8 protein-coding genes and 1 rRNA gene are annotated in these 12,536 nt (G+C 55.3%); 4 read left to right on the top strand and 5 right to left on the bottom strand.

Annotation, left to right across the window (positions count from 1 at the left end; translation table 11 throughout):
* Positions 1 to 4 precede the first annotated feature (4 nt).
* Together QTO31_RS12535 and QTO31_RS12530 are read left to right on the top strand one after the other, a co-directional pair.
* Positions 5 to 991 (top strand): ABC transporter permease, encoded by a 987-nt coding sequence (locus tag QTO31_RS12535; RefSeq protein ID WP_301429336.1) that lies wholly within the window; start codon positions 5 to 7, stop codon positions 989 to 991.
* 165 nt (positions 992 to 1,156) lie between these two features.
* On the top strand, positions 1,157 to 1,474 hold the full coding sequence (locus tag QTO31_RS12530; protein ID WP_330216972.1) for a DUF507 family protein: 318 nt from the start codon (positions 1,157 to 1,159) through the stop codon (positions 1,472 to 1,474).
* Between the two features lies 1 nt (position 1,475).
* On the opposite strand, the gene QTO31_RS12525 is transcribed toward QTO31_RS12530, so the two are convergent.
* The 4 genes from QTO31_RS12525 to alaS form a co-directional block, all read right to left on the bottom strand.
* Positions 1,476 to 1,919: a GNAT family N-acetyltransferase gene (locus QTO31_RS12525; protein ID WP_031459173.1), complete on the bottom strand. Its 444-nt coding sequence runs from the start codon at positions 1,917 to 1,919 to the stop codon at positions 1,476 to 1,478.
* Positions 1,894 to 2,355, bottom strand: coding sequence for a Holliday junction resolvase RuvX (gene ruvX, locus QTO31_RS12520; protein WP_301429335.1), 462 nt, complete (start codon positions 2,353 to 2,355; stop codon positions 1,894 to 1,896). The genes QTO31_RS12525 and ruvX overlap by 26 nt, the downstream gene beginning before the upstream one ends.
* Positions 2,348 to 4,405: a hypothetical protein gene (locus QTO31_RS12515; RefSeq protein WP_301429334.1), complete on the bottom strand. Its 2,058-nt coding sequence runs from the start codon at positions 4,403 to 4,405 to the stop codon at positions 2,348 to 2,350. The genes ruvX and QTO31_RS12515 overlap by 8 nt, the downstream gene beginning before the upstream one ends.
* Before the next feature lie 93 nt (positions 4,406 to 4,498).
* Positions 4,499 to 7,183, bottom strand: a complete 2,685-nt coding sequence (gene alaS / locus QTO31_RS12510; RefSeq protein WP_301429333.1) for an alanine--tRNA ligase — start codon at positions 7,181 to 7,183, stop codon at positions 4,499 to 4,501.
* Positions 7,184 to 7,604: 421 nt separating this feature from the next.
* On the opposite strand from alaS, the gene QTO31_RS12505 reads away from it, so the two are divergent.
* Both QTO31_RS12505 and QTO31_RS12500 read left to right on the top strand, forming a co-directional pair.
* Entirely contained in the window at positions 7,605 to 8,390 is a 786-nt protein-coding gene (locus tag QTO31_RS12505) for a hypothetical protein (RefSeq protein WP_301429332.1), read from the top strand.
* Between the two features lie 352 nt (positions 8,391 to 8,742).
* Entirely contained in the window at positions 8,743 to 10,071 is a 1,329-nt protein-coding gene (locus tag QTO31_RS12500; RefSeq protein WP_031459178.1) for an acyl-CoA dehydrogenase family protein, read from the top strand.
* A gap of 565 nt (positions 10,072 to 10,636) precedes the next feature.
* On the opposite strand, the gene QTO31_RS12495 is transcribed toward QTO31_RS12500, so the two are convergent.
* Positions 10,637 to 12,125, bottom strand: a 16S ribosomal RNA gene (locus QTO31_RS12495).
* Positions 12,126 to 12,536: the final 411 nt, after the last annotated feature.

Here is a 12,536-nt window from a genome sequence, read left to right as displayed (position 1 = left end):
ATCTATGGATCAACTATGGATTGATATTGCTGCGATTTTAGCGGTAGCAGCACCACTGGTGATTGCAGCGATGGGTGAGACACTCAGTGAGCGGGCTGGCGTGATCAATCTCTCCCTCGACGGCACCATGCTGCTGGCCGCAATGACGGGCTTCGCTGTCGCGCTCAACACTCAAAACCTGATCCTCGGCTTTGCTGCGGCAGCTCTGGTTGGCGCGTTGGTGGCTGCTATTCTGGGGGTGTTCAGTCTGACGCTCGGCCAATCACAAACGGCGGTTGGCTTTGTCCTGGCATTACTCTGTACCGATCTCTCTTCGTTTCTCGGTGCACCGTTTGTTCGTCTACCTGGGCCGGCAGTACCCTTCATGCCTATTCCTGGCCTGGCTGATCTTCCTGTCTTCGGCCAGATCTTATTTCGTCACGATCCAGTGATCTACGCCAGTTTTCTCCTCGTTCCTGCAACTGCATACCTGCTCTACGGCACACGATTAGGATTGATCGTGCGGGCATTGGGCGAACGACCGGCAGCAGTGTATGCGCGGGGTATTGATGTTACGCGCTGGCGCTACGCAATGCTGATCCTTGGAGGGGCATTGGTTGGAATTGCCGGTGCTGCCTTTTCACTCGATCTCAAGCAGGGATGGAGCTATCGTCATACGTTTGGTTCAGGTTGGATTGTGTTGGCAATCGTTATCTTTGGAGGCTGGCGGCCATTGCGGGTTGCGCTTGGTTGTTATCTCTTCGCAGCACTTGAGATTGTTGCTACTCGCTCGCAGAGTACTTTACCTGGGATTCCTTCGCAGATAATCCAGGTAGCGCCATTCGTCCTCATGATTCTGGTGTTAGCGCTGGTGAATCTGGCTTCGTCGCCAACCGTAGCCCGCTGGATCGCAACGCTGCCCTCTGTCTGGCAACGTCCGTTGCTGGTCGTCGTTTATCGGTTGCGGGCAACTGCCCCCGCCGCACTTGGGCAGCCGTTTGAACGACCGTAATGTTCTGAATGCGGCTGAACAATCCCTTTCTGCCGTTCCTCTAGCTCGCCTTTTTGTTGAATGATTCCTTGCACACCACGACAACAGGTGTCGCCAGGTGCCGAATCCATCCGGTTGAGAATGTGCTACACTTGCAATCTGAAGCACATAAGCCGGGATCTGTGAATCGCTGAGAGGAACGCTATGCGTCTGAGCGAAGATAAAGTCCGTCGAATTGCCGAACGACTCCACGATGAACTGGCCGAACGTGGATTACTGGTCTATCGTGATCAGCCCGGTCAACGTCCAAGCGATGGACGGGCATTGCGGGTTAAAGCGATCTACGACGCGATTGTAGCCGATCTCAAGATTGAAGAGGAGATCGATGCGGAAGTTGAACGTATCCTGTCTACTTACAATCGCGAGCTAAAAGGGATCGAGCGCGATGTTCTGTTCCGCAAACATAAGGAAGAAGTAGCTCGCAAGCGCGGCTATATTTTGTAATTTATCTGATCCAATACACCAACACGTAGTGTGGCCCGGTATGGGGAACGACAAATTCGTCGCCATGCGTCACAAAACCGTAGCTTAGATAGAAAGGAAGCGCACTCGTGCGCCCGTGACACCAGACCAGGTCACCGCCATATTGTTTTACATAGTGTATTCCGGCATCTAATAATGCCGTCCCGTATCCCTGTCGTTGAGCATCCGGCAAGACACCCATCCCGCGTAACCGCCACGCTGCACGGGCTGATACACCAGGGCAGGGTTCGGGAGTGAACGAGGCAATACCGGTTAGTTGTTCGGCGACGAAGGCACCGAGGTGCAGCGCCTGTGGATGATCATCGCCGGGATAAACCAGTTCGGCGATGGTTTGATGGGGGCGCAGGATGCGCTGGCGGAGAGGGCGCGTTTCGGCTGCACTAATCTGACGAATGCGGAGTTTCATAAGTCTGGTCGGCATTGGTACGTTGAGCGTCGAGATAATCTTGCAGGATGATCGATGCGGCCACCTGATCAATCTGTGCTTTGATCTTCGTCGGTTTCAGACCCAGATTGCGCAGCATCTGCTCGGCAGCGACACTGGTCAGACGCTCGTCAAACATCTCAACCGGACAGGGTAAGCTGGCGCGCAGGGTGTCAGCGAACCGTCGAACGACTTCCGCCTGTGGGCCATGTTCGCCACGCATCGTCAAAGGTAGCCCCACGACAACCCGACAGACATTGCGTTCGTGAACCAGCCGGGCAATCTGTGCGATTGCTCGTTCGGGGGGATAGGCCGCAATGGTCGTTAGTGGTGCAGCAATGCGGGCTTCTACGCTGCTAATCGCAACACCAATTCGCCGTTCACCGACATCAAGGGCGAGAATTGTTTGTTCATTCATGGCGTATCCGTAATTGCCAGCTCCAGCCGGGGAATCGCTCAACTCCATCTGGCAATTCAAATCCAGCTAATCGCCCGCTTGCTACCAGCTCTCGCAGTGCTGCTTCAGCTTCAGCACGGGTACGACCCAATACCGCATTCTGGATTGCTGCTTTGGTTGCCGGATCGAGTTCGTTGCCGCAGGCTGGGTCCGGGCCAATACCACCATCAACGCGGAGCGTGGTGCCGTCCCAACGCCATCCTTGTATAAAAGCTGCCCGACAGGTTCCCGGTCGCAATTGTGCATTCTGAATCAGTTGTGCGTTAAACGCATCGGCCAACTGGCGTTGGAACGATGTTGTAGCGCTGCGAACTGCCAGACCGCTATAACGTGATTGAACAGTAATGGTGAAGAATGGATTATCACGCGGTAACGACGTGCCAACCGGTGGATCAACAATCAGTTCAAATCCGGCCAGTTGTTCGAGTTCAGCTCGGCTCGGCGAGACGGTGGTTGGTTCCAGTTGTAGATTGCGTGCAATTGCCAGGCCATCAAGTTGCCGACGTGCTTCCTGGTCGAGGTCGGTAAGTGCCTGGGCCAGGTAACGACGAACATCACTCTCTTTGATCACTCGTACTTCTTCGTCGGTGCCGCCGCCGATGGCATCGTGCCTGATGGTCAGTACGCCACTGGTGAGATCAATGGTCGGGCCACCAGGAATACGCAATTCACGAATCGTATTGGCTGCAATATTGGAAGCACTACCCGGCGAGCGAGCTTCAATTGGCACCGATGCCTCGCCAAGGGTGGTAATAATCTGATTGCCGCTACGGGTCGTTGTAGCGCCAGGAATAGTAACATCTGTTGTGCTGATGAACGGAATCGGCTGATTGTTTGAGCCAAAAGCGACGAATTCACTGCCTGCTGGGATTGTGATCGGTTGTGCATTCAGATTCAAGAGGGTGACGGTACCGGCAGCGCTGCTGATTGGTGTCAAGACACCTTCGGTTACTTCTCCTCTGATACTGATGGCAACTGTCGTTTCAATGGGTTCAGCAGCCACTGCGCCGGAAGTTGTCGCAGTAACCGGCACCAGTGGGATAGCCAAACCGACGATAGGCGTTTCGGCTTGCACCGGTAAGCGGACAACAATGGTCACACTTTGGGTTACAACCAGCAAGATACCGGCCAACACTACTATCACTATCAGGATCCCCAACAGCACTCTGAAGAGGCGCGACTCAAGTGGTGCGATCGTGCGTCGCGACGGTGATGGTGTTGCAGTACGACCCGATGATGGTGTAGGAGTCGCCATGCGCCGCGGTTCGCGCTGGGTGGCAGCGGTGGTACGTTGGGTCCGATCAGCACTGCTGCGTTGACCGATCTGGCTAGCGTGGGCGATCTCTTCATCAGAAAGCTGAATATCTTCTGGCCGTATCCGTGATAATGGTTCTCTTGCCCGAGAGGTCGCTGGAATCGGTGGTGGCGGCGTACCGGTACGCTCCTGTTCAAACGCTGCGGACAGATCGTCGAGTGCATCGAAGAATTCGAGATCGTCGTCGCCCATCGCAGATGGTGCTGCCGCTGGTCCTTCAGAGGTCAGCGACACGGGGCGCGTTTCTGGAGCTGCAACAGGTCGCGTCTCTGCTCCAGCAGGTTTCGTGGGGGGAGTGGATGATGCAAAGAGATCAATATTCCTGCCCCCTGCTGTCAACTCATCGAGCGCAGCCAGAAACTCTAAATCTTCAGCGGGCAAATCTTCAGCGGGTGATGGCGGAGGCGGTGGCGGAGGCGGTTGCACGTGTGCACCGGTTACTTCAATCGTCGCTAGCCGGCTCTGACGGGCGGCTTTGAGAATCTGCGGGTCTGAACTAATAATCGTCAGTCCGATACCGGCCGCCTGTGCCAGATCACGTAGCGTATCGGTATCGGCGACTCGTTGCAGAGCCACCGTGCCTTCAGGAGCCAGAATTTGCACGTTCGCAGCGTGGGTAGCGCGTACCCTCTTCATCAACGACTCGGCTGTGTCGTCTGGCAGCGCAAAAACCAGCGCCGTTTCATCGGTGATCATAGCCTCTCCCGATTATACGCTCACAAGAGTTATAGTTGCGTGTCTAGACAGTGTGATCGCTCACTGCCTCCGCATCCCTTACCATCGCGATCGTTAGCCAGCTTGTCCGGCCAATACGTCAGCTGCAGCGCCAATAGCTGCGGTCAGTTGCTCAGGGTTGCGTCCACCGGCTTGAGCTATCTCTGGTCGACCGCCACCACCGCCACCTACCATTGCAGCCAATGGCTTAACCAGTTGCACCGCATTCAACCCACGGCGTACCAGATCGGTGGTGACAATAGTGAGCAGTTGCGGTTTGCCGTTAATCAAGGCACCTAACACAATCACTGCGCTACCGAGTTTGTCGCGTAGATATTCGCCCATTTCACGTAACCGATCAACCGAATCCGCCTCTACTTCGGCAGCCAGCAATGGTACACCAGCAACGTGTTGTACGCGACCCAGTAATACATCGAGCTGCTCGCGAGCCAGTTTACTCCGCAGTGCTTCAAGTTCCTGCTTGCGCTGGCGATGCTCGGCCAGTAATGCCTCGATCCGTTCAGCCAGTTGCGCTGGTTGCGCGTTGATCCGAGCAGCCAGATCGCGCAGTGCCTGTGCCTGTTGCTCGACCCACAGCTCAGCGCCACGCCCGGTAAGTGCTTCAATACGACGGATACCACTCCCGATGCTTCCTTCGCTAACGATCCGCACAAAACCGATCTCACCGGTACGGTTGACGTGCGTACCGCCACACAATTCCAGGCTGTCACGTGAAGCGTACTCACCCTCAGCAAATGCTTGACCGCGCTCGATAGTGACAACGCGAACGGTATCACCGTATTTCTCTCCAAACAAAGCAATTGCACCACGCGCTATTGCTTCCTGGTAGCCGGTGGTTTCCCAGCGGACAGTCGTATTTGCCCGTACCCACATATTGAGCCGGCGTTCAACCTCGCGCAATTCTTCGGGATCAACCGCTTTGGTATGGGTAAAGTCAAAACGCAGCCGGTCAGGGGCAACCAGTGATCCTGCCTGTGCAGCATGTTCGCCAAGAATGTCGCGCAAAGCGCGCTGAAGCATGTGCGTGGCGGTATGATTACGTTGAATATCGGCTCGCCGCACCATATCGACCGTTGCCTGTACCTGGTCGCCAACACGAATCTCGCCGCTGACGACTCGTCCATAATGGACAATAAGACCTGGCAACGGACGGCGCGTATCTTCAATCTGCACTGAGCCTTCCGGCCCAACAAGCAGGCCAGTATCGCCTACCTGACCACCACTCTCGGCGTAAAAGGGTGTGGTATCAAGCACGATCTGTACTTGGCGGCCAGCACGAACGGCGGGCAATACCTCACCATCAACCAGCATCCCAATCACTGTTGCCCGATCACTCAGCCGCTCATAGCCAGTGAAATGGGTGGCGGGAAGATCAAGTTCAGCCCACAGCTCGGCCTCGCCACTGCGTTTACTGGTTGCCGCCGCTCGTGAGCGTGCCCGTTGCTCTGCCATTGCCGCTTCATAGCCCGCTTCATCAACAGTCAAGCCGTGTTCGGCGGCGATCTTCTGAGTTAGATCGAGGGGGAACCCATACGTATCTTTCAGCACAAAGGCATCGTTACCTGGAATAACCTTCTCGCCGCGCGACTGCACCTGCTCGATGACACCGTTCAAGCGCGCAAGACCTCCGCTCAAGGTGCGTAAAAATTGGCGCTCTTCCTGGTCTGCCGCGCTCAGGATAAATTCACGTCGCTTGACCAGCTCAGGGTAGGCATCACCCATCTGCTCAATAACAGTTGTAATAACATCGGCCAGGAAAGGTCGCTCGAAGCCAATGGTTCGCCCCTGATACGCAGCCCGACGGAGAATACGCCGTAAGACATACGCTCGGCCCAAATTTCCTGGCAAGACGCCATCGGCAATCAAAAAGGCAATAGCCCGAGCGTGATCGGCAATCGCACGATATGCGCTACGGTGAGCCTGATAGTGCTGCTCATCGCTGCCACGGGTCTTGATAATCTGATTGATAATTGCTACAAACAGATCAGTTTCATACGTGCTATGGACACCCTGCATCACCATCGCCATCCGCTCTAGCCCCATGCCGGTATCAACCGATGGGCGGGGGAGCGGTTGCATTGTGGCGCGGTCATACTGCATAAACACGTTATTCCAGATTTCGACGTAATTGGGATCGTCGGAGTTAACACCCTCGGCCCGCATCTGGCTCAGATCATCGCCAATGTACATGGTAATTTCCGAGCAAGGTCCACAGGGGCCAGTATCTCCCATCACCCAGAAGTTGTCTTTGCGACCAAAACGCAAGACACGCGACGGGTCGGCACCTTGCGCAATCCACAGTGCAGCCGCTTCATCGTCGGGTGGTACTTCATCATCACCGGCGAAGACGGTAAACCAGAGGCGTTCAACCGGTAGTTTAAACTCTTCAGTTAATAATTTCCACGCGAAAGCAATCGCCTCAGCTTTGAAATAGTCGCCGAACGAAAAGTTTCCTAGCATCTCAAAGAAGGTATGGTGCCGTGGTGATGGTCCTACCTCTTCAAGATCGTTGTGCTTCCCGCTTACCCGCAAGCATTTTTGGGCGGTAACAGCACGACGGTAGGGCCGCTGTTCACGACCAAGAAAGACATCTTTAAATTGCACCATCCCTGAATTGGTAAATAGCAAGGTCGGATCGTCGGCGACGACCAGCGACGAGCTGGGAACATGGGTATGACCATGACGAACAAAGAACGAGATAAATGTTTCGCGAATTTGAGCAGCAGTTAGTTTTTGCATAAGAGTGTGGCCTGCATAACAGCCGATACCTTAATGTAGAAACGTTATTCCTGGCGTTATTGTAGACGATTGTGGTGCAGACCGTCAACCATTCTGCACACGGAATAGGGCTTGTAGCCGATTATCCAACAACAGAGCGACCTTAAGCATGTCATCTTATCTGCTGCCGATGACTCCCAAAGCCACCTGGGAACGCGAACCTCCGGCTCGCTAAGCGGCAAGAGGATAGCGTGGGAAAGCGAGAGCATGAGTGGGGACCTACGCCCATCTCAGAGCACGTCATCTGGGACGAGATCCAGATACGTACCGGTGATTTCCATTGGCGATGAAGATTTGGTATGATAAGAGATAATAACTGAAGTCCAAATAAATACTGGAGAGAAACCTCTAACCGGCCCCCTTATTGTATTTGTGAAACAGTATGCCGTTATCAGTCGCTCAGCTTGACACCGAAAACTATCCTGAAGTACTGTCGTTTTTGCGTCGTTCGCCGTATCGTAACGCCATCACTCTGGCGCAAATAACCCATCTGCGAACACACTCGTTCACATTGGCCGCATTCAGCAATGATACCGTGGTTGGCGTGGTCTCGATCCGGCGTGATCTGCCTCTCATTCGCCTAGCATTTACGGTTGACTTCCCCGCTGCACTTCCTCCTCTCCTGCACGCGCTGATCACGGGTGAACCGGAGTTGCAGCGACATACGTTTGCGATGATCGTACCAGCGGCTAGTCTGCCGTCTTTGAACAGAATGGTAAAGGTTGAGAATGCTCAATTGCTGTGTCAGATGGTTGCCGAACCAGAAACGTTCCGTCCGGTTGATAAGGTCGTAGCACAACGATTGCCAGGCGATGTTGCTCATGATCTTACTCCATTACGAGCGATAACGGCTGCCTGGCAGGCATGGCATCTAGCGTATGGGCCAGCATTTGGGATTCGGGCAGAGAACGGTCAGATTATGGCTGCTGCGGCAACCTGTTTTGCTACTCGCGACGTGGTCGAGATTGGTTGGGCAATGCAACCGGCCCAGTTGTCAGCACTCCAAGACTGTATCAGTAGTCTAACCGGCATTTGCTTCGGATTAGCGCCACGGGTGTATCTGTTTGCCGAAACAACCGATGATGACATTATTCTATGTTGTCGTACTCTTGGTTTTTGGGCTGCTGAGCGATTTGTGTGGGTGCTGGCACGTTTGTGTCTGTCATAGAGATCAAATCTCCCTGGCTGGTTGCCTAGGATTACCGGTTCCCCTGTTGTGCGTTGTGTAGCTGGTACCCCTCGCCGCCCTATTGCTGCGATGACGGACGTAAGCGGTGTACCTCCGCACACGCAGCGAATCGGTTAGGAACCCGCCGCTCCACTTCCCTCTCTTTTCCTTCTCTCCTCATCCTACCACCGCCAGATAGGGTGAAGACGATGATGTCAGAATTGTCATTGACATAGATAGTGTTGACGTGTTACACTCAAGATAACGCACCGCGTCATTCTCTTTACTCATTAGATGTACTTCCAAAAACAATGAGGTTGCTTATCACTTCAACGACGAATAGGAGGCAATTATGGCGCTCGTAACTCTTCCCGCAAACCTCACGCGCCTGTTCCATCAGGTACATGTTCCCTTGTTTGATACCATCCGTGCCTTACGTAGTGTCACGCCACAAGAGATTGGCCTGTTGTGGAAGAGTATCACAACCAAACGGCGACCCAAGCGCGTACCACCGATTAACAGTGATTTCTACGAGATTCTGGCTGAACTTTCACCTGAAGAGCGGGCAGTTCAGCAAAAGATTCGCATGTTCATGGAAGAGCGTATCCGTCCGTTAGCAAACGGCTATTGGGAACGGGGGGAATTTCCTCACGAAATTGTACCGGATTTTGCCCGTCTTATTGATGAAACCTTCGGCTCGCGACCGTATGCGATTGATGCGCTTGGCCCGGTACTAACCGGTGTAGCTTGCATGGAAATGGCCAGAGTCGATCCCTCTATCTACACCTTTTTTGGTGTACACTGGGGTCTCTGTATGGGTTCCATCGATCTCTTCGGCTCACCCGAACAGAAACAGCGCTGGTTACCGCCACTGCAACGTTTTGAGCTGATTGGATCGTGGGCATTGACCGAACCTGACGTTGGTTCGGCCACTGCTGCCGGTTTAACAACGACTGCTCGTTTCGAGCGTGGCTTTTGGGTGCTTGATGGCGCCAAGAAATGGAGTGGTAATGCACCGATTGCTGATGTAAATATTATTTGGGCGCGTGATGTTGCCAGCAACCAGGTACAGGGTTTCATTGTCGAGCGTGGTATGGCTGGCTACGAAGTCGAGCGGTTAGAGGGTAAAATTGCCTTACGTACCGTGCAGAACGCTAACATCCGCCTGAATGGATGTCGAGTACCTGAAGCCAATCGCTTACCTAACGTCGGTGGGTTTCGTGGTGTTGCACGTCAGTTAGCGATCACTCGTGCTGCTGTTGCCTGGGCAATGACTGGCGTGGCAATGGGTGCTTACGAACGGGCATTAGCGTATGCGCAGCAGCGGATTCAGTTTGGTCGCCCGATTGGTAGTTTTCAACTGGTGCAGAACAGTTTGGTGCAGATGTTGGCAAATGTAACTGCAATGCAGACAATGTGCCTGCGTATGAGCCAGATTGCTGCCCGAAATAGAAGCATCAGCCAGGAACAAGCGTCGCTGGCGAAAGTCTTTTGTGGTGAAAAGATGCGAGAAACGGTTGCCTTAGCTCGGGCTGTGCTTGGGGGGAACGGTATTCTGCTCGAACATGGAGTGGCGCGCTATTTCGCTGATGCAGAAGCGCTCTACTCTTATGAAGGCACCCATGAAATGAATACACTGATTGTCGGGCGAGCTATTACCGGTATCTCGGCATTTGTGTAGAAGCGATCTGAAACGTCCTGCTTTTCAGCGTGCTCAGCTTCAGTTACCTTTGCTGACCGGAAAATGCCACAATAGATCAGCACCGACGAACCACACGCATCCGCTGCTAACGCTCCCCGATACTCGTAGGCACCAGGGTGCACTCCGAGAAGGTATCAGCCCCTGAGTAGAGGATGGGAGGTCTGAAGGCTGAGAAGCTCTAAGGGCGTATTGAGCAAGTATCAGACCTCGATCCTCCTTGCAGAGGATGGGGGTGCCTTCCCTTACCGTGCGCTGATTGGATAATCGGGGTACCGGTGGGGAACCTGGTCACAGGCTGCTGTCGTAACAGCAAGTCGTTACTTTTGCGCACGCTGCTACAATCGTTTCTCGTTCCTCTCAGCTACCTGGTAGGATGTAAACTTTGAAATCTCCTGCCCAAAAAGAATCTCTAAGCATTCGCTTCGCTTCATATCCCCCATAACGCAACCACCCCCAACCGTGAGGTTGGGGGTGGGCACCTGAACAGGCAAGCGTGATCACATCACGCCTCGTAGAAGAAGGAATGATGGGAGTGACTCCCTAGAAAGGAGGTGATCCAGCCGCACCTTCCGGTACGGCTACCTTGTTACGACTTCGTCCCAGTCGCGGCCCCTGCCCTCGGCCGCTGCCTCCCCGTTGGGGGGTTAGCACACGGACTTCAAGCATTGGCCACTCCCATGACGTGACGGGCGGTGTGTACAAGGCCCGGGAACGTATTCACCGCGCCATGGCTGATACGCGGTTACTAGCAACTCCGCCTTCACGGGGGCGAGTTGCAGCCCCCGATCTGCACTGAGACCACGTTTAAGCGATTAGCTCCGCCTTGCGGCTTGGCAACGCATTGTCGTGGCCATTGTAGCGTGTGTGTCGCCCTGGACGTAAGGGCCATGCTGACTTGACGTCATCCGCGCCTTCCTCCGCCGGTCACGGCGGCAGTCTCGGTAGACACGGGTAACTACCGACGCGGGTTGCGCTCGTTGCGGGACTGAACCCAACATCTCACGACACGAGCTGACGACAGCCATGCAGCACCTGTGACGCACCCTCGCAGGCGGCCGTCTTTCGACGGCGTGCAGCGTCATGTCAAGCCCAGGTAAGGTTCTTCGTGTTGCGTCGAATTAAACCACACGCTCCGCTGCTTGTGCGGGCCCCCGTCAATTCCTTTGAGTTTTAAGCTTGCGCTCGTAGTCCCCAGGCGGCCAGCTTATCGCGTGAGCTAAGGCACGCAGCGCACAACCGTGCGCCACACGCCGAGCTGGCATCGTTTACGGCGTGGACTACCCGGGTATCTAATCCGGTTTGCTCCCCACGCTGTCGCGCCGCAGCGTCAGGACGAGCCCAGGTGGCCGGCTTCCCCACTGGCGTTCCTCCGGATCTCTACGCATTTCACCGCTCCACCCGGAATTCCACCACCCTCTGCTCGCCTCAAGTCTGCGCGTATCGGCACGCCTCGCCCCGTTAAGCGGGGCGCTTTCAGCGCCGACGCCGCAGACCGCCTCCGCGCCCTTTACGCCCAGTAACTCCGGACAACGCTTGCCCCCTCTGTCTTACCGCGGCTGCTGGCACAGAGTTAGCCGGGGCTGCTTCTGGTGGTACCGTCGTGGTCGTCCCACCCGAAAGGAGTTTACAACCCGAAGGCCGTCGTCCTCCACGCGGCGTTGCTCCCTCAGGCTTCCGCCCATTGGGGAAAATTCCTTGCTGCTGCCTCCCGTAGGAGTCTGGGCCGTGTCGCAGTCCCAGTCTGCCCGGCCGTCCTCTCAGACCGGGTACCCGTCAGTGGCTTGGTGCGCCGTTACCACACCAACAACCTGATGGGCCGCAGGCCCCTCCCAGAGCGCCCGTAGGGGCTTTCCTCCGTAGAGCGTATGCGGGATTATCCCGTCTTTCGACGGGGTATCCCCCACTCTGGGGTAGGTTACCCACGTGTTCCTCAGCCGTTCGCCACGCAGCCAGCCGAAGCTGCTGCGTTCGACTTGCATGCATTAGGCACGCCGCCAGCGTTCGTCCTGAGCCAGGATCAAACTCTACATACTTGGACGAGGGCGTGAGTGATCACGCTTGGTTGTTCAGGTGCAGGCACCATCGGGGGAACAAAAAACTAGGTCACGGCTGTGACACTAGTTGGCGATGACGCGCCCGATGGGTTGTCAGGTCTACCGGCGAGGTGAGACCGTTGCACTAGCAACGTGGGGAAGTATACCGGAACTTGCGCGGTTTGTCAAGTGGTGTGGACGCGGGTGGTTTGTCGAGGATGCCGTGCGCAGCAGGCACGCCGGTGCCAAGCGAGAGAAGCGGCGGGAGAGGCAAGGGGGCAGAGGGAAAGTGAAAGGGCTGGTGCACTGGTCCACCGTTCAGCCCGGGGCAATGGATGTCCAGGTTTCTGCTGATCATGTCCGTCCTCGCAGGGTAGGGGTTGGCACAGACCGCTCGCAGCCGTGCCGTCG

Source organism: Chloroflexus sp. MS-CIW-1, assembly GCF_030444705.1.
Lineage (GTDB): Bacteria > Chloroflexota > Chloroflexia > Chloroflexales > Chloroflexaceae > Chloroflexus.
The sequence above is the reverse complement of the archived record's forward strand: the minus strand, read 5'-3'. Positions and strand labels throughout refer to the sequence as shown.

What these genes read in the sequence shown, in the direction of transcription:
- QTO31_RS12535 (WP_301429336.1), top strand. Translation starts at nt 5, where the DNA reads ATGGATCAACTATGGATTGATATTGCTGCGATTTTAGCGGTAGCAGCA.
- QTO31_RS12525 (WP_031459173.1), bottom strand. Translation starts at nt 1,919, where the DNA reads ATGAAACTCCGCATTCGTCAGATTAGTGCAGCCGAAACGCGCCCTCTC.
- ruvX (WP_301429335.1), bottom strand. Translation starts at nt 2,355, where the DNA reads ATGAATGAACAAACAATTCTCGCCCTTGATGTCGGTGAACGGCGAATT.
- QTO31_RS12515 (WP_301429334.1), bottom strand. Translation starts at nt 4,405, where the DNA reads ATGATCACCGATGAAACGGCGCTGGTTTTTGCGCTGCCAGACGACACA.
- alaS (WP_301429333.1), bottom strand. Translation starts at nt 7,183, where the DNA reads ATGCAAAAACTAACTGCTGCTCAAATTCGCGAAACATTTATCTCGTTC.
- QTO31_RS12505 (WP_301429332.1), top strand. Translation starts at nt 7,605, where the DNA reads ATGCCGTTATCAGTCGCTCAGCTTGACACCGAAAACTATCCTGAAGTA.
- QTO31_RS12500 (WP_031459178.1), top strand. Translation starts at nt 8,743, where the DNA reads ATGGCGCTCGTAACTCTTCCCGCAAACCTCACGCGCCTGTTCCATCAG.